This window comes from Actinophytocola gossypii, from assembly GCF_025165815.1.
Classification (GTDB): domain Bacteria; phylum Actinomycetota; class Actinomycetes; order Mycobacteriales; family Pseudonocardiaceae; genus Actinophytocola; species Actinophytocola gossypii.
In genome coordinates, this window is the sequence record NZ_JAFFZE010000023.1 from 75260 (window position 1) to 94641 (window position 19382).

A 19382-nucleotide genomic window follows, 5' to 3' on the forward strand; every position below is an offset into this window, starting at 1 on the left:
ATGACCAGGGCAGGAAGTGGGCGCGACGGCGGCACGGGAACCGGTTCGGCACCGCTCCCCCAGCCGCTCCCCCGGCAACGCTCGTCCGAGTCGCCCGACGGTCCCACCATCGGCCTGGTCACGGCGATCCCCGAGGAGTTCGCCGCCATGCGCGCACTGATCGAGGAGCAGACCGAGTTCTACGTTCCCCGCGACCCGGCGTCGTACGTGGTGGGTTCGGTGCCCAGCCGGGAGAGCGAGCGCAGCCACCCGGTCGCGCTCACCCTGCTCGGCCAGACGGCGACCGACGCGGCGGCGGCCGGCTGCGCGCACCTGCTGCGCAGCTTCCCGTCCGTCGTGGTGGTCGTGATGGTGGGCATCGCCGCCGGCGTGCCCAACCCGCGGCAGCCGGAGCGGCACGTCCGGCTCGGCGACATCGTGGTGGCGACGCAGGGCATCGTGGACTACGGCCACGTGCGCAGCGCCGCCAACGGCGACCAGCAACGACGGCAGTTCCCGCAGCCGTCGGCACGCCTCGGCCGCTGCGCGGACCTGCTCAAGGCGGACGAACTCGGCGGCCTGCGTCCCTGGGAGCGGTGGCTCGACAGCGGCCGGCCGCCGAACCTGGCCCGGTACGGGCGGCCGCCGAACGACATCCTGCGCGACCGTGCCGGCAACCAGCTGCAACACCCCCGACGCGACCGCAGCGGGCATCCGAAGGGCGGATCGATGCCGAAGGTGCACTACGGGTCGATCGGCAGTGCCGACATCTCGGTGCGCGACGCGGCCGCCCGCGACGACCTCGCCGAACGGTACGGCTTCCTCGCCCTGGAGATGGAGGGCGCGGGCATCGGCCGCAGCAGTTTCCTGAGCGGGAGCGAGTGGTTCGTCGTCCGCGGCGTCAGCGACTACGGCGACGGTCACCGCGACGACGCCTGGCGCCGCTACGCCTCGCTCACCGCGGCCGCCTACGTCCGGTCCCTGCTGGCCAAGTGCCAGCCCCTGGAGAGCACGTTCGGCCACGGCCACGCCGCCGCGGGCTCACTGCGCTGAGGTTTTCCCTCGGCCGGACAAGGCGATGACGAATGCCCGCCATTCGGGACCGGTGAACGAGAGCGCGGCGCCGGAGCGGTTCTTCGAGTCACGGACGAGGGCGACGTTCGGCGTGATGGCGATTTCGACGCAGCTACTTCCACCGTTACCGCCGCTGACGCTGCTGGTCCGCCAGGTGGTGTTGTCGGCCATCCCGCACCCCCAGACTGGGCTCGCACAACAAATGTGCTGGAGCCGCGCGGCGAAATTGGGTCGGATCAAGCGTAGCCGATCAGGGACCGCTGTTACATGACTCTTTCCAGCGTTCCCGGCTCCAGCGCCGACCGGAGCAGGGCGGTGAGCTGGGTCAGTAGCCGGCCGGACGCCGTCGTGGCCAGGTAGTGCGGGGAGTCGCCGTGCTCGACGTGGATGTCGTGGGTCTTCATGGCCATGAGGTACGGGGAATAGAGGATCATGGGGTCGTCGGAGTTCAGGTCGACCGCTATCGCCGCGAACCCGGGAAACGCACGCGTCTGATACACGTGCAGATTCTCGGTCACCTCACCGTGCCGTTGTTTGAACCGGGCGAATGCGCGGACCGAGTTCCGGATCTTGTCGGCGATGTTCTCGCCCCGGTATTCGGACAACGTCGCGGTCGTCGCACAGGTCGGGTCGAGCAGGACGCAACGGAAAAGTCCGCCGCGGCCGAGGAAGTCGAGCACGGTGTCGCGGTAGTGGGCCGGCCGCTCGGCGGTGGTCAGGTACCCGGACAACGTCCGCAACGCGGTGCCGTAGTCGATCACCTCCGTCCTGGCGGCACGGACCAGGCGGAGCTTCTCGAGCTGGCTCGGGCGTTCGGGTTGGGCGAACACGGGCACGCCGCCGGCCAGGCCCGCCTTGGTCAGCCAGGCGCGGTGCGCGTCCTGCGCGGAGCCGCTCGGCGTCATCAGGTGGACACCACTGCCTTCGTACTCACCGACCAGTTCGAAGGCCGACGCGTGCGGGCCGGCCACCCGGTGCACCGCCGCCGAGATCGCCAGGCAATCGGGCGGGGTCAGCTCCTCCAGGTGCGCGGCGAGGTTGATCACCGGTGAGTGGATGGCGCCGGGCCGGTCGTCCGGTGCGTAGGTGACCGTGCCCTTGTGCACGGCGATGCGCAGGTGCAGCTCGCCCCGGAACTCGGTGTGCCGCAACGCGTCCCGCACCTCGGGCAGGTCGACCCGGAGCACCTGGCGGGCCGAGGTCAGTGCCACGTCGCGGGCGACGCTCTCGCTGCCGTCGTGCACCGCGAGCATGCCGCCGTCGCCGCGCCAGGACCACAGGTCGGAGCGGGCGCAGCCGAGGTCGGCGGCGGTGTCGTGCACCCGGGCGACCACGCGTTCGCGCAGCAGGTCGAACGCGTGGGCCGCCCGGTCCAGCGGGTTGTGCCGGACGATGCTCGAATAGCCGGCAGCGTCGACCACCACCAGGTAGACGTTGTCGGAGGTGCGTCCCGGGCTGAACGACACCGCCTCACCATACGGCGCGAACCGGTTCAGGCGCGGCGGTTGCGCAGGTAGTCGCCGACCACGGCGGCGCCGAGGCCGTCCAGGTCGGGGTTGACCACGCGCCCGCCGCTGCGGCGGGCGATCAGGTCGACGAACTCCGCCAGCCTCGGGTCCTCGCCGAGCATGAACACCGACACCGACGCGCCGAGCTTCGCCAGCGCGTCCACCTCGGCCACCGTCTTGCGCAGGGTCCGGTCCAGCGGCGGGTAGTGGAACTCCGCCGAGCCGTCCCGTTCCAGGTGGGCGGTCGGCTCGCCGTCGGTGACCACCAGCACGACCGGGTGAGCGTCGGAGTGCCGGCGAAGGTGACGGCCGGCCAGCAGCAGCGCGTGGTGCAGGTTCGTGCCCTGCTCCCACACGCCCTCCAGGCCGACCAGCTCCGCGAGGTCCACCGACCGCGCGTGCCGGCCGAACGTGACCAGCTGCAACGCGTCCGTCCGGAACCTCGTCGTGATCAGCTGGTGCAGCGCCAGCGCGGTGCGCTTCATCGGCACCCACCGGTTGTCCTGCACCATCGACCACGACGTGTCCACGCACAGCGCCACCGCGGCCCGCGCCCGCTGCTCGGTCTCGGTCACCTCGACGTCCACCACGTCGAGAGACACCTCGCCGGTGGACGCGCTGCGGAGGACCGCGTTGCGTACGGTCCGGGGCACGTCCCAGGGCTCGGTGTCGCCGAACTGCCACGGCCGGGTCGCGCCCGTTGGCTCGCCGGCCGCACCGGCCGTGCGGGCATCGCGCTGGCCCTGCCGGTGCGCGGCGTTCACCACGTCCTTCAGCGCGGTCTGGCCGAGCCGGCGCAGCGCCTTGGGCGACAGGCGCAGCGAGCCGTCCGGCGCCCGCTCCAGCAGTCCCTGCTCGCGCAGCTCCCGCTCCAGCTCGGACAGCCGCCGCGCGTCGACGGTCGCGTCCTCGCCGAGCTGCCGGGACAGCGCCTCCAGGTCGATGTCCTCCAGCCTGGCCCCGGGGTAGGACTGCGCCAGCTGCTCGGCCAGCGCGTCGAGCTCGGCCAGGTCGGCCATCGCCTCCGCGCCCTCGCCCAGGCCGAGCGGCTGGTTGCCGCGCATCCGCGCCGAGCCGGTCCAGTCCTCCCCCGGCCGCAGCGCGCGCAGGTTCGCGTCCAACGAGGCCACCTGCTCGGCCAGGCGCGGGTCGCCGAACGCGCCGGCCATCAGCTCGGCCAGCTCGGACCGTTGCTGGTCGGACATCGAGTTCATCATCCGCTGCGCCGCCGCCGACCGCTGCGCCAGCGCGTCGACCAGCTCCTCGGTGTTACGGGGGTTCTCCGGGAAGAACTCGCCGTGCTGGCGCATGAAGTCGCGGAACCGGTCGGTGGTGTCCTCGCCGCGCAGGTGCGCGAGCAGCAGGTCGTTGAGGTCGGCCATCATCCGGCGGATCCGCTCGGTGTCCTCCGGGGTCATGTCCCGCAGGGCCTGCTTCATGCCCTGGAACCGCGACTCCAACAGCTCCTGCCCGAGCAGGTCCTGGATCTTCCGGTACGACTCGCGGGCCTCGTCGGACCGCCAGTCGTACTCGGCCAGCTCACGCACGGCCGCCGCGGTGCCGGACGGCAGGGCGTCCAGCTGGGCCTCGCGGAACCGGGCGTCGTCGTCGGGGTCGGGGAACAGGGCGGTCTTCTCGGCGCGCAGGGCGTCGTCGAGCAGCTCGCGGACCTGCTGCAGGGTGCCGTCGAGGTTGTGCCGGCGCTGGATCCGCGACCGGCGCTCCCACAGGCGGCGGGTCAGCTCGTCGAGCCCGGAGGTGCTCGGCGTGCCGCGGCGCATCAGCTCCTCGAGCGCGGATCGCGGCGACCGGCCGTCCATCACGTCCCGGCCGATCTCGTCGAGCGCCTCCCGCAGGTCCACCGGCGGCGCCAACGGATCGGGCCCGTCGTAGTACTCGCCGTAGGTGTACCTACTCACGGGCCGTACACCGCGGTGTCCTCGCTGGAGTCCTTGGCCAGGCGCCGGCGCAGGTAGAGGGACTCCAGGGCCAGCTCGACCGCCGCCGCGATCCGGCCGGGCGGGTCGGACGGGCTGACGTCGAGCCGGGCGGCGACCTCGTGCAGCACCGGCAGCTCGGGCAGTGCGGCCAGCACCTCGCCGGCCGGGACGCGCTCGCCGGTGGCCACCAGGTGCCCGTCGACGACCACGTCCACCAGCGGCTCGAGGTCCAGGCCGGCGAACCGGTCCCGGGCGGTCTCGGCGACCGCGCGGCGCAGCAGGTGCACCAGGTGCTCGATCTCCCGGCCCTCCTCGCCGGACTCGAACTCGAGCTTGCCGCGCAGCACGGCCGGCACCGCGTCCAGGTCGACCGGGCGCGCGATCGGCGGGTCCTCACCGGTGAGAGCGGCGCGGCGCAGCGCCGCCGCCGACACGGTCTCCGCGGCGGCGACCGCGAACCGGGCCGACACGCCGGAGCGCTGGTCGATCGCGGACGAGTCGCGCAGGTTGCGCACGAACCTGGCCAGCACCTCCAGCAGCGGGTCGCCGACCTCGGCCAGCAGCTCGGCCTCCTGCTTGATCACGTCCATCTCGGCGGCCACGGTCAGCGGGTAGTGGGTGACCACCTCGGCGCCGAACCGGTCCTTGAGCGGGGTGATGATCCGCCCTCGGTTGGTGTAGTCCTCCGGGTTGGACGTGGCGACGAGCAGCACGTCCAGCGGCAGCCGCAGGGTGTAGCCGCGGACCTGGATGTCCCGCTCCTCCATCACGTTCAGCAGCGCGACCTGGATCCGCTCGGCCAGGTCCGGCAGCTCGTTGACCGCCACGATGCCTCGGTGGGAGCGCGGCACGAGTCCGAAATGGATGGTCTCGGGGTCGCCCAGGGTGCGGCCCTGCGCCACCTTCACCGGGTCGACGTCGCCGATCAGGTCGCCGACGGAGGTGTCCGGGGTGGCCAGCTTCTCCGCGTACCGCTCGTCGCGGTGCCGCCACGCCACCGGCAGCTCGTCGCCCAGTTCGGCCGCCCGGCGGCGGGACTCCGGGGTGATCGGGTCGAGCGGGTGCTCCCCCAGCTCGGCGCCCTCGATCACCGGCGTCCACTCGTCCAGCAGGCCGACGATCGTGCGCAGCAGCCTGGTCTTGCCCTGCCCCCGCTCCCCGAGGAGCACCACGTCGTGCCCGGCCAGCAGCGCCCGCTCCAGCTGCGGCAGCACGGTCCTGTCGAATCCGACGATGCCCGGCCACGGGTCGCGTCCCGCGCGCAGGGCGGCCAGCAGGTTCTCGCGTATCTCGGTCTTCACGCCGCGCGGGGCGTAGCCGGTCGCGCGCAGCTCCCCCGCCGTCCGCGGGAGGTTCTCCGGTCCTGTCACTCCCCCGACGCTACGCACGATCCGACCATCGGTCGACGTGGAGCGACTCCAGCTCATTCGTGGCCGCCGTGCCGGACCTCGTCGCGCATGGCCCGGAACCGGACCGACTCGACCACGTTCAGCGCGATCAGCAGCGCGCTCAGCACGCCGAGGCTGGCGAGGGCCGGCAGGTTCGCCGCCACCGGGACCAGCGCGACCAGCACCGCCGCCGTGGCCAGCCGGAACGCCTTCACGTTCCGGTAGCAGCGGTAGGAGAACGCCGAGTTCGCCGCCAGGTACAGCGCGGTGCCGCCGTACAGCGCCCACAGCGGAACGCCGTACAGCGGCTCGGACAACGTGTGGTGCCCGGCGTCGCCGACGTACTCGAGCACCTTCTTCAACCCGAGCGCGAGCAGCACGATCCCGGCCATCATCGGCAGGTGCAGGTAGGTGAACGCGGCCCGCGCCATCGACACCCGCCGGTGGCCCTCCGCGTCCGCCAGCGCGTGCTCGGCGAGCAGGGCGGAGGTGTCGAAGTAGGTCCACCACAGGCTCGCCGACACCGCGAGGCCCAGCGTCGCGGCCAGCACGATCGGCCACGAGATCGGCAGCTCGGTGACCCCGACCCCGATGGCCACGATGGACTCGCCGAGCCCGATGATCACGATCAGCCCGTGCCGTTCGGCGAAGTGCCGCGCCGAGTTCAGCCGCCACCCGCGAGCGCCGATGATCATCGTGCCGCCGTAGTCGGCGACCACCGCCGCGAGCCAGAGCAGCAGTTGCGCGTCGCCGGAGGTCTGGCCGGCGAGCAGCAGCAACACGGTGCCGCCGACCATCGTCGGCGCGAACAGCGCCACCTGGCGGCGCAGGCCGGCGTCGCCGTCGCTGATGATCCAGAACAGCACCAGGTGCGCGGACCGCAGGACCAGGTAGCCGAACGCGAACACGGTCGGTCCGGACAAACCGCCCGGCAGGTCCACGAAGGACTCCGGAATGGCCAGCGCGAGCACGAACATCGCGGCCATGCCGACCAGCATCGTGACCCTGGCCCAGCCCTCGTCGGCCTTGACCACGTTGGACAGCCACGAGTACCCGACCCAGCACCACCAGACCACCGCGATCAGCAGCACCCCGCGGAGCAGGCCCCGGCCGCTGACGTCGTCGGCCATCAGTGCGGTCACCTGGGTCAGCGCGAACACGAACACCAGATCGAAGAAGAGCTCCAGGGTCGTGGCGGTGCTCGACTCCCGAACCCGCTCGACCCGAACCCGTGCTGGACCTACCACGGGCACTAGTTTGGACCCCGACCCGCGCGGTGAGGGAGGCGACACGGGTAATGACCGATGAACTCGAGCTGCGGTGGGACCCGCACCCCGCCGACTGGGGCGACGCGGTGCGCGCGGTGACGCCGGTCTACCGCTGGTCGCCGTGGTTCGCCGGCGCGCTCGCGGTGTTCGCCGTGGTGCTGCTGGTCCTCGACGAGCCGCTGCCCGGCCTGTTCGGGCTCGGCTGCGCGGTGCTCATCGCGGTACTGCCACCGCTCACGGTGAACTTCTCGTTCCGGCGCAACCCGGTCGCGGCCACGACGGTCACCGCGACCGCCGACGATGCCTCGCTGCGGATGATGACCATCGACGGCACCGCCTACAGCGACCTGCGCTGGTCGACGCTGGCGGGCTGGCTGGAGACCCGGCGCGGCTTCGTGCTGCGCACCGGCGAGGCGACGGCGCTGCTCCCGGTACCGCTGCGCGCGTTCGGCGACGAGGCGGAGCAGGCCAGGTTCCGCGAGTTGCTCGGCCGCCAACTCGGCCCCGCCAACCGGAAGTAGGTCCCCACCCCGAACGGGTGGCGGTCGCGGTCGCGTAACCTCTCCGCCGTGTCATCCCCCAGCGCGACAATGGCGGTGTGGTCCTCGGCCTGGTTGAGTGGGGCCGCTGCCGCCGATGATGTGCTCGACGCCCTGCAGGGGTGGGCCGAGCTGCACGACGTGGTCGCCGCGGACGAGCGGCTGGCGGCCACCCTGGAACTTCCCGAACGCGGTCAGCCCGGTGCCGGGCCGGCGACCCTGCTGGCGTCGCTGCGACTGGCCGGCGTCGGCGGTGCGCGGCTGGTCATGCCGGTCGCGGGCGACGTCCGCGGGCTCGGCGGGCCGAGTGAGTTCGCCACCGAGGCGCTCAGAGCCGGCGAGGCGATCGTGTTCGAGACCGACGCCGGTGGGCTCGGGCTGGTGCCGGAACGGGTCGGCCGGGACGACTCGGGGATCGTGCGCTGGACGGTGTTCCCGACGCCGCGGCTCGCCCCGGTCCCGAACGTGCCGCTCGGCGAGGCCGAACACGAGCTGACCGGCGCGATGCGGGTGGCCGCGGGCATGCTGATCGAGCTCGGTGTGGCCAAGCGGCGCGCCGGGGTCCGCGAGGAGCTGCAGGCCAGGGTCGCGGACCGGACCAGGAGCAGCTGGCCGGACGGGATGCCGCAGCGGGCGCTTCGGGTGCTGCAGCGGGCCGCCGAGGTGTCCGGGATCCTGGAGCTGGCGATGGAGGACGAGCCGGGCGGCGCGCTGTCCGCGTCGGCAGCGCACAAGCGGGCCGAGGCGCTGCGCCCGCTGTTCCAGGCGGTGCGCACGGCGCGGTGCGCCGCGGTCGCGGACGCCGTGCGGGCGCTCTCCGACCACGCCCGTGCTGATTGAGAAACGCCTGCACGCCGGCATCCGGGACGGCTCGATCACCGTGATGTTCCGGCGGTGGCGGCATCGGCAGGTCACGGCGGGCAACGTGTACCGCACGGCGGCCGGCCGGGTCGTCGTCGACGCGGTCGAGGTGGTGCGGCCGACCAGGATCAGGAAGCGGGACGCATTGGCCGCCGGGTACGCGTCGGTGGCCGAGGTGCTCGCCGACCTGCGCGGTTCCGAAGCGGACCCGGTGTACCTGCTGCGGCTGCACCACGTCGACGAACCGGATCCCCGCGACGTACTCGCCGAGGACGCCGATCTGTCCACAGAGGACGTCCTGGAGATCACCGCCCGGCTGGCGCGGTTCGACGCCGCCAGTACGCACGGGCCGTGGACCGAGTCCACATTGGACATCATCCGGCGGCGCCCGGCCGTGCGCGCCGGCGACCTGGCCGAGGAACTGGGCCGGGAGACGCACCCGTTCAAGGTGGACGTCCGCAAGCTCAAGAACCTCGGCCTGACGCTGAGCCTCGAGGTCGGCTACCGGCTCTCCCCGCGCGGGGAAGCGTACCTCCGGCTGCGTTGAGGTTCGGAGGTCGCGTACCGGGTGGGCGCCGCGCCCGTTCCTACCCGCGCCTGCGCTGAGGTTCGCAGCACAGCGGCGCGCAGGGGGCGCCGTTGACGGTGCAGCCGGCGGCCGGGAAGTCGGACAGCTTGCGCGCCGGCGCGTCGGCGACGTGCTCGCGGACCAGCTCCACCACCAGGTCGGCGAACCGGACGTCGCCGCTCGGGCAGGCCGCGCGGGCGAAGCCCATGCCCAGCTCGGCGGCCTTCTCCCGCGCCTCGGTGTCGAGGTCCCAGACCACCTCCAGGTGGTCGCTGACGAACCCGACCGGGCACACCACGACCGCGGGAACACCCTTGCCGGCCAACACGTCCAGGTGGTCCAGGATGTCCGGTTCCAGCCACGGCACCGACGGCGGCCCGGACCGGGACTGCCACACCACGTCGTGGTCGGCGACCCCGGCCTCGCCGGCCACCAGCCGCGCCGCCTCGGCCACCTGGCGGGAGTAGCGGCCGCCGCCCTCGGACGGGGGGCCGGACGCCGCGTCGGCGGCCAGCGGCACCGAGTGCGCGGTGAACACCAGGCGGTACTCGCCGAGGTCCGCGGCCGCCGACCGGACCGCGTCGGCGAAGGCACCGACGAACAGCGGGTGGTCGAAGAACTGACGCAGCTTCACCAGCTCCGGCGCCCGCTCGCCGACCGCCGCCCGCGCCCGCTCGATGTCCTCGTCGTACTGCCGACAGGCCGAGTACCCGCCGTACGCGCTGGTCGGGAACACCAGGGCCCGCCGCACGCCGTCGTCGGCCATCCGGGCGAGGGTGTCCTCGACCATCGGGTGCCAGTTGCGATTGCCGAAGTACACCGGCAGGTCGATCCCCTGCCGCTCCAGCGACGCCTCGGTCGCCTGGATCGCCGACCGGTTCAGCGCGTTGATCGGGGACACCCCGCCGAACGACTGGTAGTGGTGCTCCACCTCGTCCAGCCGCTCGGGCGGCACCCCCCTGCCCCTGGTCACGTTCTCCAGGAACGGCCGCACGTCCTCGGGCTTCTCCGGGCCGCCGAACGACAGCCAGAGCAGGGCGTCGAACTCGCCCATCACAGCCCCAGCGCGTGCACGCCGCCGTCGACCATGATCATCGAGCCGGTGGTGGCGGGCAGCCAGTCGGACAGGACCGCGCAGATCGACCGCGCCACCGCGGTGGCGTCCTCGGCGTCCCAGCCGAGCGGCGCCCGCTCGTCCCAGCCGCCCTCCAGCTCGCCGAAGCCCGGGATCGACTTGGCGGCCATCGTCTTCAGCGGGCCGGCCGAGACCAGGTTGACCCGGATCCCTTTCGGGCCGAGGTCGCGTGCCAGGTAGCGGTTCACCGACTCCAGCGCGGCCTTGGCCACGCCCATCCAGTTGTAGGCCGGCCACGCCACCCGTGCGTCGAAGTCCATGCCGACCACCGACGCCCCGCGTCCCAACAGCGGCAGCAGTGCCGTGGTGAGCGACTTGAACGAGTACGCCGACACCTCGACGGCCACCGAGACGTCCGCGCGCGGCGCGTCCAGGAACGGCGCGCCGAGGCAGGTCTGCGGGGCGAACCCGATCGCGTGCAGCACGCCGTCGAGCCCGTCGACGTGCTCGCGCACCCGGTCGGCCAGGGTGTCGAGCTGCTCGTCGTTCTGCACGTCCAGCTCGATCACCGGCGCCGGTTCGGGTAGCCGCTTGGCGATCCGCTCGACGAGGCTCATCCGGCCGAAGCCGGTCAGCACGACCGTCGCACCTTGTTCCTGCGCGACCTTCGCCGCGTGGAACGCGATCGACGCGTCGGTGATCACGCCGGTGATGAGCAGGCGCTTGCCATCGAGCAGACCGGTCACGGCCGTCCCTCCTGAGTGGTCAACGATCTCGCGACCAGTCTGTCAGGAAGCGGTCAGTGACCCATGCCCAACCCACCGTCGACGGGCAGCACCGCACCGGTGATGTACCCGGCGGGCTCGGAGGCGAGGAAGGTGACCGCGGCGGCGATCTCGTCGACGCGGCCGTAGCGACCGGCCGGCACCTGGTTGAGGATCACCTCGCGGCGCTCGTCGGACACCGCGTCGGTCATGTCGGTGCTGACGAAACCGGGCGCGACGACGTTGGCGGTGATGTTGCGGTTGCCCATCTCGCGCACCACCGACCGGGCGACGCCGATGAGGCCCGCCTTGCTGGCCGCGTAGTTGATCTGGCCGGGGCCGCCGGTCAGGCCGACCACCGACGAGATGAAGATCATCCGACCCCAGCGGGCCTTCAGCATCCCCCGGCAGGCCCGCTTGGCCACCCGGTACGCGCCGGTCAGGTTGGTGTCCACCACGCGGGTGAACTGCTCCTCACCCATGCGCATCAGCAGCGTGTCGTCGGTGATGCCGGCGTTGGACACCAGCACCTCGACCGCGCCCTGGTGCTCCTCGATCTCCTTGAACGCGGCGTCGACCTGCTCGGCGTCGGTCACGTCGCACCGCACTCCGAACAGGCCCTCCGGCGGCGGCTTGCCCCGGTAGGTGACCGCCACCTGGTCCCCCTGTGCGGCGAACGCCCGGGCGATGGACAGTCCGATACCTCGGTTACCGCCTGTCACGAGAACTGAACGTCCCACACGCACTCCTCGGAACGACCGATACTTGCGACCGCAAGGTTATCTGCAGAACAACACGACCGGACGCGGAGGCTCGCCGTTGTCCGGAACTGGCCGGTTACGGACAAACTACGCGAATCTCCCGCGGAATGCCGCTATGGCAACCGCTGACCGATCAACAGGGCACTTCCGGCGGCGGTCAGCACCGCGAGAGTGCCGAGCATCAGCCAAGGCCTGCTTGCGTCCGCTTCCTTGGTTTCATACCCGATCTGCTCACCGAGCGTGTCATAGACTCCGCGTAGCTGATTGGCCGTCGCCGCCTTGTGGAACTCGCCGCCGGACAGCCGGGCGATCTCCCGCATCGAGGCGTCGTCGACCGGCACCGGTTGGGTGTCGCCGTCGATGGTGACCTCGCCGGTCTCGGTGCCGAACGAGATCGTGGACACCGGCACCTCCGCCTCGGCGGCGGCCCTGGCCGCGGTGAACGCGCCGCGCGGGTCGTCCGGGTCGTCGGTGGGGATGGTCTGCTTCCCATCGGTCATCAGCACGATCCGCGCCGGCGGCGCGCCCTCGACGCCGCTGATCACCTGCGCGAACCCGTCGATCGCCTGCAAAGCGGCGAAGATCGCCTCGCCGGTGGCGGTGGACTCGGCCAGCCGCAGGTTCTCGATCGCGTTGGCCACGCCCTCCCGGTCGGTGGTCGGCGAGACCAGGACGGTGGCGGTGCCGGCGAAGGAGATCAGGCCCAGGTTGATGCCGGGGGTCAGACCGGTGACGAAGTCCTTCGCGGCGTCCTGCGCGGCCCGCAGGCGGGTCGGTGCGACGTCCTCGGCCTCCATCGACAGCGACACGTCGATCACCAGCATCACCGTCGCCCGGTTGCGCGGCACCCGCTGCTCGGCGGTCGGCCCGGCCATCGCCGTGGTCAGCAGCATCAGCGCGATCACCAGGATGACCGCGGGGACGTGCCGCACCCAGCCCTGCCGGTTCGGCATCACCCGCTCCAGCAGCGCCAGGTTGGTGAACCGCATCGTCCGCTTGCGGCGCGCCCGCTGCACGGCGACGTACCCGACGACGATCAGCGCGACCACGACCAGCAGCAGGAACCACCAGGGGGCGGCGAAGTTGCGGAAGCTCAGGTTGAACATCAGGCCACTCCTCCCCCGGACCAGCGCCGTTTCCTGGCGACGACGAACCGGACCGTGTCGGCGATCCAGTCCGAGTCGGTGCGCAGCACCAGGTGACCGCCGCCGGCGCGGCGCACACCGGCCGCGACCCGAACCCGGTGCTCGGCGGACGCGGCGGCGAACTCCCGGCGCAGCAGCGCGGTGGCCTGCACCTCGCGCTGCCGGCCGCTCTCCGGGTCGGCCAGCACCACGGTGCCGACGTCGGGCAGGTCGAGGTCGCGCGGGTCGAGGACCTCGACCGCGATCAGGTCGTGCCGGGTGGACAGCGCGCGCAGCGGCCGCTGCCAGTCGTCGTCGCCGAGGAAGTCGGAGATCACCACGGCCAGCCCGCGGCGGCGCGGGGGCCGGCGCAGCTGCTCGATGGCCTCGGCGAGGTCGCCGCGCACGCCCTCGGGCGCCGCGGGGGTCTCGGCGATCCGGCGCACCAGGCCGCGGGCGTGCGCGAGCCCGCCGCGGGGCGGCACCCGGACCGTCTTCTCGCCGGTGGCGATGATCGCGCCGATCCGGTTCCCGCCGCCGCCGGTGAGGTGCGCGATCGCGGCGGACGCGGCCACCGCCAGGTCCCGCTTCTCACACGCGGCGGTGCCGAAGAACAGGCTCCCGGACAGGTCGACGACCAGCCAGGTCTCCAGCTCGCGGTCGGCGATGGTCTCCCGGATGTGCGGGACGGTGGTGCGCGCGGTGACCGCCCAGTCCATCCGGCGCACGTCGTCGCCGGGTTGATAGGCGCGAGCCTCGCCGGGTTCGGAGCCGGGGCCGGGCACCAGGCCGAGGTGGTTGCCCTGCAGCAGCCCGTCGAGCCGGCGGCGCACGTCGAGCTCGAGCAGGCGCAGGCCGTGTTCCATCCGGTCGCCCTGCATGATCGGGGGCGCCCAGCCGGGCCGGTCCCTGTCCTTCTTCGAGGTCACGTCCTTGTCCACGGCTGCGGTCACGGCATCCCGGCGACCCCGACCGGGGGCTGCATGCCGCCGGCCTGCGGGTGCGCGGTGACCTGCGGCAGCGGGACGGTCTGCAGCACGCGGGAGACGATGTGGTCCAGCGGCACGCTGTCGGCGAGCGCGTCGTAGGACAGCACGAGCCGGTGACGCAGCACGTCGGGGATCACGTCGACGACGTCCTGGGGCAGCACGTAGTCGCGGCCGCGGATCAGCGCGAGCGCGCGGGCGGAGGCGATGATGCCGAGGCTGGCGCGCGGGGAGGCGCCGTAGGCCACCCACCCGGCGACGTCGTTGAGCCCGTGCTCGCGCGGGGTGCGGGTGGCGAGGACGACGCGGACGGTGTAGTCGACCAGCGCGTGGTGCACGAACACCCGGGCGGCGACGTCCTGCAGGCGGACCAGCTCGGCCGGGGTGAGCACCTGCTGCGGGACCGGCGGGGTGACACCCATCCGGTAGACGATCTCCCGCTCCTCCTCGGCCGTCGGGTAGTCGACGATGATCTTGAAGAGGAACCGGTCGCGCTGGGCCTCCGGGAGCGGGTAGACGCCCTCGCTCTCGATCGGGTTCTGCGTGGCGAGCACGAGGAACGGGTCGGGCATCGGGAAGGTCTCGCCGCCGATGGAGACGTGGCGTTCGGCCATCACCTCGAGCATCGCCGACTGCACCTTGGCCGGGGCGCGGTTGATCTCGTCGGCGAGCACGAAGTTGGCCACCACCGGGCCGAGTTCGACGTCGAACTTCTCGCTGCCCTGCCGGTAGATCCGGGTGCCGAGGATGTCGGCCGGCACGAGGTCCGGGGTGAACTGCACGCGGGTGAACGACCCGCCGACGACACGGGCGAAGGTCTCCACGGCGAGCGTCTTGGCCACGCCCGGGACGCCCTCCAGGAGCAGGTGCCCCTTCGACAACAGGCCGACCAGCATCCGCTCCACCAGCCGGTCCTGCCCGACGATGACGCGCTTGACCTCGAACACCGTGCGCTCGAGCAGCTGGGCGTCGCGGGCGGGCGTACTCGGCTCGTTCCCGTTCGCGGACTCCGCCGGCTCGGTCACGGACAAACCTCCTCCTAAGACGTGCTCCTCCTGCCTACCAGGCAACCCGATCACCGGTGTGACGGCTGTGAAGCTCTCACGCCGCACACTATGCGCGACGAACGACCCGTTCCCCGAACCGACCGCCCCCGTTCCGTCGCGGGCTGTGGGGCGCGCCCCACCGGCGAGTAGCCGGTCTGCGGTATCGTCGGACCCAGCGCGTGGGGTACGCGCCGCGACTCGCCGGAAGGCTCGAAGCCACCCCTTTGGTGTCAGGTTGGCGACGGATGCCGCGCTCAGGTCCGTCCGTGCGAGTCCGGGCGGTGAGCGAGGTGCTCCGATGAAGACGCTGCCCGACAACCCCAACCTCGACCATCTGCGCCGCCAGGCGAAGGATCTGCTCGCCGGCCTGCGGGACTCCGACCCGGACGCCTCGCTCGCCGACGCGCAGACCTCCCTCGCCGAACAGTACGGGTTCCGGACCTGGGCCGACCTGAAGGCGGAGGTCGACCGCACGCGGGGCACGGTCGACGTCGCCGATCCCGCGCTCGCCCGGCGAATCGCGGAACGGTTCGGATTGGGCGAGGTGACCGGACCGATGCGCTCGGTGTCCCGTCCGGACGAGGCCGGCCGGCGCTGGACTTTGCCCACCGACCGGGGCCGTTGGGCGCCGCGGACCGTCGACGACGTGTTCCCGGTGACCGACGGCGAGGACAACACTCGTTTCCAGGAAGCCGCGGCGCGAGCCGGCGTGCTGCTGCCTGCCCCGGTCCGCGGCAGGACCGGCGCCTCGGTCGAGGAGATCGACGGCAATCGGTGGCGCGTCTACCAGTGGCTGCGTTCCGGGCCGCCGCTGGCCGCGCCGGTCAGCGCCGTCGTCACCCGGGCGGTCGGGGACATCCTCGCCACCATCCACGCACTGCGCTTCCCGGTGGCGGAGATCTGCCCGTGGAACGCCCGGCGGCTGTCGACGACGAGCTGGGCACGGCTCGCGCAGGTTGCGGCGGACCGGGGCGCCGCCTGGTCCGCGGTGCTCGACTCGGCGGTTCCGACGCTGGTCGAACTGGAGTCCATCGGTGCCGGGGTGGTGACGGGGGAGCCGGTGATGTGCCATAACAACCTCAGCCCGGGCAACGTGCGCCGTGGTCCGGACGGCCGGCTTGCCGTCGCCGGCTGGGAGCACGCGAGCGGGCTCCCACCCGAGTGGGAGCTGTCCGCGGCGCTGGCCGCCTGGGCGGTCGATCCACGTGGCGGGGTCAACGCCGCCGGTGCCCGTGCGCTGCTGGACGGCTACCGCGCACGGGCGGGCGTCCTGCCCCCGCTGTCCCTCGACACCTTCCGCAGCGCGGCGATCGGCCTGCTGAACTACGTGTCGGGGCAGGTTCATCTGGCACTCGAGGCCGACTCACCTGACGAGCGGCGGTACGCCGACCGCGACGTGCGGCACGTGCTCACCCACCTGCCGACCCGAACGACCTACAGCAGCCTGGTCACCTGGGGGACGATGCCGCCGTAGCGGACCGAGGTGACGCGGACGTGGGAGCCCGAGTACGGGGCCTCGACCATCTGCTCGTTGCCGATGTAGAGGGCGACGTGGTGGATGCGGCCGCCGGTGGCCCAGAACAGCATGTCGCCGGGGCGTTTCTGGCTCAGCGGGTGCCGCGGGCCGGCGTGGTACTGGTAGCCGCTGTAGTGGGGCAGGTTGAAGCCGGCCGCCGCGAAGGCGTAGATCATCAGGCCGGAGCAGTCGAAGCCGACCTTCCTGTAGTCGCCGTAGGAGTCGGCTACGCCGCCGTCGCGGATACCGCGCGTCGGGCCGTAGGCGTTGCCGCCGCCCCAGGCGTAGGGCACGCCGACCTGGGACAGCGCGCGGTTGATCACGGCCCGGACGGTGCCGTTGGCCGGGGCGGGGGTGGGGGCGCTGGACGAGGAAGACGAAGTGGACGACGACGTGGCGGCGGCGGCGTTGGCGGCGTCCTCGCGTTGTTTGGCGTCCAGCCAGTCCTGGTACCGCTCCCGCTGGTCCTCCAGGCCGCCGACCCGCGCCCGGGCGGCGGCCAGGCGCTGCTCGGCGCGGTCCTTGCGGGCCTGGATCTCGCCGGTTCGGGCGGCCTGGTCCTGGCGGGCCTGGCGGGCGGCGGCGGTCGCGGTGTCGGCGGCGGACTTCGCGGCTCGGGCGCGGTCCGCCTTGTCCCTGGCCACCTTGAGGGCGGCGCGGGCGGCGGAATCCTTGTTCGCCTTGTCGGTGCGGGCGCGTTCCAGGTCGTCGAGGGAGTCGAGTTGGCTCTCGCCGACGACGTTGAGCAGTTGGGCGCGGTCGAGCAGGTCCTGGGGGGAGGTCGCGCCCAGGTAGGCGGACAGTGAGCCGACGGTGCTGCCCTGCTTGTAGCTGCCGGCGGCGAACTCGTCGAGGGCCTCGCGGGCGTCGTCGACGCCCTCGGCGGCGGCGGTCGCGGCCGCGCGGGCGGCGTCGGCGTCCGTCTTGGCCCGGGCGGCCTCGTCCTCGGCGGTGCGCAGGTCGACGAGAGCCTTGTTGGCCTCCTCGAGCTTGAGGGCGACCTGGGCCTGCAGGTCGAGCAGCAGCGCCTCGGCCCGGGCGACCTCGTTGGTCAGCTCGCCCACCCGGGAGGCGCGGGAGCCGGCGGTGTCCCGGCTGCTGTCCAGTTCGGCGTCGCTCGGGTTCGGCGGGGGCGGGGGTACCGCGACCGCGCCCTGCGTGCCCAGCGCCAGCACGAGCACGACGGTCGCGGCGGTGGTCGCGGCCCTGGCGCTCAGCCGTGTGATGCCCATACGGGACTACCTCCCTGACCTGCACGTTCGGCTCGAGCTCGACCCACTGTGCCACTCCTGTCTCGTTTGACACCACTCGTAACAGCAGAAACATGGCCAACTCGGACAACATTCACTCAGCCGGGAGCGGGAGGGACACGGAGGGTGGCGGGCGGAACGCTTCCGAGGGAATCGGCGATAATCTTTCGGAACCACCGCCACGGTCCCGACCGTCGTATGCGGTGACGCATCTTCCCGGCCGCCGCGACGCGCGGCCGGTCCTTTCAGGAGGGGAACCGTGAGCTATCCAGGTTCAGGCGGACCGTGGCAGCCGAATGACCCGAACCAGCCGGGCAGTGGGCCGGTTCCGGCCCAGCCGCAGCAGCCCGGTTACCCACAGCAGGGTGCCTACCCCCAGTCGGGTGGCTTCCCGCAGCAGCCGGGATACCAGCAGCCGGCCGGGTACGAGCAGGGGTACGGGTACGGCGCCGCGCCGCCCGCGCCGAAGAAGAAGGGCAAGGGCCCGATCATCGGCTCGATCGCCGCGGTGCTGGTCATCGCGGTCGGCGTGGCCGCGACGGTCTTCATGCTGAACCGCGGCGGCGACGACCCGGCGGGCGAGGCGAGCCCGACCGAGGCCGCCACGAACCTGGTGAACAGCCTCAGCCAGGGCGACGTGCTCGGCGTGCTGGAGAGCCTGACCCCGGCGGAGTCCGCGCTGATGGTCGACTTCAACGCGAAGTCGACCGAGCGGCTCAAGGAGCTGAACATCTACAAGGACGACGCCGACCCGAACAAGCTGCACGGGGCGACGATCGAGGCCAAGAACCTCAAGTACGACGAGGCCGCGGCCGAGAAGGTCAACGACCACCTGACGATCACCAAGCTGGTCGGCGGCACGGTCGGCGTGCGGACGGACATGACGGAGCTGCCGTTCACCGAGGAGTTCCTGGACGCCGCGTTCCCCGACGGTGTCATGGCCAAGGAGTCGACCAACGAGGAGGTCGACATCGCCGACGTGGTCAAGGAGACCGGCGAGCCGGTCCGGATCGCCACGGTGAACGTCGACGGCGAGTGGTACCCGAGCCTCTTCTACACGGTCGCGGACTACGCGCTGCTCGAGGCGGACAAGGAGTGGCCGGCGGAGTCGATCGCGAACAACGGCGCCGACGACGCCGAGGGCGCGGTCCGGGAGATGGTGGAGGCCTCGATCGGCGCCGACGTGGAGCGGATCATCGAGCTGCTGCCGCCGGACGAGATGGGCGCGCTGCACGACGCCGGCCCGGCCCTGCTGGAGGAGATGGGCACGCCACCGGCCGCCGAGGGCGTGGAGATCACCACCCTGGAGACCGAGGTGACCGACGCGGAGAGCGGCGGCCAGAAGGTCCTGCTGTCCAACCTGGAGCTCACCGTCGAGGGCGAGACGGTCAAGGTCAGCCGCGACGGCGACTGCTACACCGTCGAGGCACAGGGCCGCACCCAGCCGATGTGCGCCGACGACCTCAGCACCGAGATGGGCGACAGCACCATGAGCCCGGAGATGCAGCAGGCGCTCACCAATCTGGCGTCCGGGATGATGAAGAACACCGGCGTCGTCGTCACCGAGTTCGACGGCAAGTGGTACGTGAGCCCGCTGCGGACGTACACCGAGCTTGGCCTGTCCGCGATCAGCGAGCTGACCGCGGAGGACGTCTTCGCGCTGATCGAGGCGCAGTAGTCGACGAACATCCGGTGGCCCGGTTCCCGCTCGTGGGAGGCGGGCCACCGGCTTGTC

General features: G+C 72.2%; 18 protein-coding genes. 6 read left to right on the forward strand and 12 right to left on the reverse strand.

What is annotated here, in order from left to right; all coding sequences use genetic code 11:
- The gene (locus tag JT362_RS28535; RefSeq protein ID WP_260194929.1) at positions 1-1032 is read left to right on the forward strand and encodes a 5'-methylthioadenosine/S-adenosylhomocysteine nucleosidase family protein; all 1032 of its coding nucleotides are present in this window, start codon (positions 1-3) and stop codon (positions 1030-1032) included.
- Here JT362_RS28535 and JT362_RS28540 read toward each other — a convergent pair.
- From JT362_RS28540 to JT362_RS28560, 5 genes are all read right to left on the reverse strand, one after another.
- Positions 1021-1224, reverse strand: a complete 204-nt coding sequence (locus JT362_RS28540) for a DUF397 domain-containing protein (RefSeq protein WP_260194930.1) — start codon at positions 1222-1224, stop codon at positions 1021-1023. The two genes, JT362_RS28535 and JT362_RS28540, sit on opposite strands and share 12 nt — an antisense overlap.
- A 92-nt stretch (positions 1225-1316) precedes the next feature.
- Positions 1317-2519: a nucleotidyl cyclase domain-containing protein gene (locus tag JT362_RS28545; RefSeq protein ID WP_260194931.1), complete on the reverse strand. Its 1203-nt coding sequence runs from the start codon at positions 2517-2519 to the stop codon at positions 1317-1319.
- A gap of 26 nt (positions 2520-2545) precedes the next feature.
- A complete protein-coding gene (locus JT362_RS28550) occupies positions 2546-4480 on the reverse strand; it encodes a vWA domain-containing protein (RefSeq protein WP_260194932.1) in 1935 nt (644 codons plus the stop codon).
- Entirely contained in the window at positions 4477-5871 is a 1395-nt protein-coding gene (locus JT362_RS28555; protein WP_260194933.1) for a sigma 54-interacting transcriptional regulator, read from the reverse strand. The genes JT362_RS28550 and JT362_RS28555 overlap by 4 nt, the downstream gene beginning before the upstream one ends.
- A 53-nt stretch (positions 5872-5924) precedes the next feature.
- Positions 5925-7136, reverse strand: a complete 1212-nt coding sequence (locus JT362_RS28560; RefSeq protein WP_260194934.1) for a low temperature requirement protein A — start codon at positions 7134-7136, stop codon at positions 5925-5927.
- 50 nt (positions 7137-7186) lie between these two features.
- Here JT362_RS28560 and JT362_RS28565 point away from each other — a divergent pair, with 50 nt between their 5' ends.
- Genes JT362_RS28565 through JT362_RS28575 form a run of 3 tightly spaced genes read left to right on the forward strand, consistent with a single transcriptional unit; the run spans position 7187 to position 9104 of the window.
- Complete coding sequence (locus JT362_RS28565) at positions 7187-7678, forward strand: YcxB family protein (RefSeq protein WP_260194935.1); 492 nt, start codon at positions 7187-7189, stop codon at positions 7676-7678.
- Positions 7679-7726: 48 nt separating this feature from the next.
- A complete protein-coding gene (locus JT362_RS28570; protein ID WP_260194936.1) occupies positions 7727-8536 on the forward strand; it encodes an Rv1486c family protein in 810 nt (269 codons plus the stop codon).
- Positions 8526-9104, forward strand: a complete 579-nt coding sequence (locus tag JT362_RS28575; protein WP_260194937.1) for a Clp protease/crotonase-like domain-containing protein — start codon at positions 8526-8528, stop codon at positions 9102-9104. The genes JT362_RS28570 and JT362_RS28575 overlap by 11 nt, the downstream gene beginning before the upstream one ends.
- A 40-nt stretch (positions 9105-9144) precedes the next feature.
- On the opposite strand, the gene JT362_RS28580 is transcribed toward JT362_RS28575, so the two are convergent.
- The 6 genes from JT362_RS28580 to moxR1 form a co-directional block, all read right to left on the reverse strand.
- The gene (locus JT362_RS28580; protein ID WP_260194938.1) at positions 9145-10179 is read right to left on the reverse strand and encodes a ferrochelatase; all 1035 of its coding nucleotides are present in this window, start codon (positions 10177-10179) and stop codon (positions 9145-9147) included.
- The gene (fabI, locus tag JT362_RS28585; protein WP_260194939.1) at positions 10179-10946 is read right to left on the reverse strand and encodes an enoyl-ACP reductase FabI; all 768 of its coding nucleotides are present in this window, start codon (positions 10944-10946) and stop codon (positions 10179-10181) included. The genes JT362_RS28580 and fabI overlap by 1 nt, the downstream gene beginning before the upstream one ends.
- 53 nt (positions 10947-10999) lie before the next feature.
- The gene (gene fabG, locus JT362_RS28590; RefSeq protein ID WP_260194940.1) at positions 11000-11704 is read right to left on the reverse strand and encodes a beta-ketoacyl-ACP reductase; all 705 of its coding nucleotides are present in this window, start codon (positions 11702-11704) and stop codon (positions 11000-11002) included.
- A 134-nt stretch (positions 11705-11838) separates the two neighbouring features.
- Positions 11839-12822 (reverse strand): VWA domain-containing protein, encoded by a 984-nt coding sequence (locus JT362_RS28595; RefSeq protein ID WP_260195092.1) that lies wholly within the window; start codon positions 12820-12822, stop codon positions 11839-11841.
- Positions 12823-12830: 8 nt separating this feature from the next.
- Entirely contained in the window at positions 12831-13730 is a 900-nt protein-coding gene (locus tag JT362_RS28600) for a DUF58 domain-containing protein (RefSeq protein WP_260195093.1), read from the reverse strand.
- Positions 13731-13798: 68 nt separating this feature from the next.
- Positions 13799-14860: a chaperone MoxR1 gene (gene moxR1, locus JT362_RS28605; protein WP_260194941.1), complete on the reverse strand. Its 1062-nt coding sequence runs from the start codon at positions 14858-14860 to the stop codon at positions 13799-13801.
- Between the two features lie 319 nt (positions 14861-15179).
- Here moxR1 and JT362_RS28610 point away from each other — a divergent pair, with 319 nt between their 5' ends.
- Positions 15180-16355 (forward strand): phosphotransferase, encoded by a 1176-nt coding sequence (locus tag JT362_RS28610; RefSeq protein WP_260194942.1) that lies wholly within the window; start codon positions 15180-15182, stop codon positions 16353-16355.
- Here the strand turns inward: JT362_RS28610 and JT362_RS28615 are convergent.
- Positions 16316-17629: an NlpC/P60 family protein gene (locus JT362_RS28615; RefSeq protein WP_260194943.1), complete on the reverse strand. Its 1314-nt coding sequence runs from the start codon at positions 17627-17629 to the stop codon at positions 16316-16318. The genes JT362_RS28610 and JT362_RS28615 overlap by 40 nt on opposite strands.
- Positions 17630-17906: 277 nt before the next feature.
- On the opposite strand from JT362_RS28615, the gene JT362_RS28620 reads away from it, so the two are divergent.
- Positions 17907-19325 (forward strand): flagellar basal body-associated FliL family protein, encoded by a 1419-nt coding sequence (locus JT362_RS28620; protein WP_260194944.1) that lies wholly within the window; start codon positions 17907-17909, stop codon positions 19323-19325.
- The last annotated feature ends 57 nt before the right edge of the window (positions 19326-19382 follow it).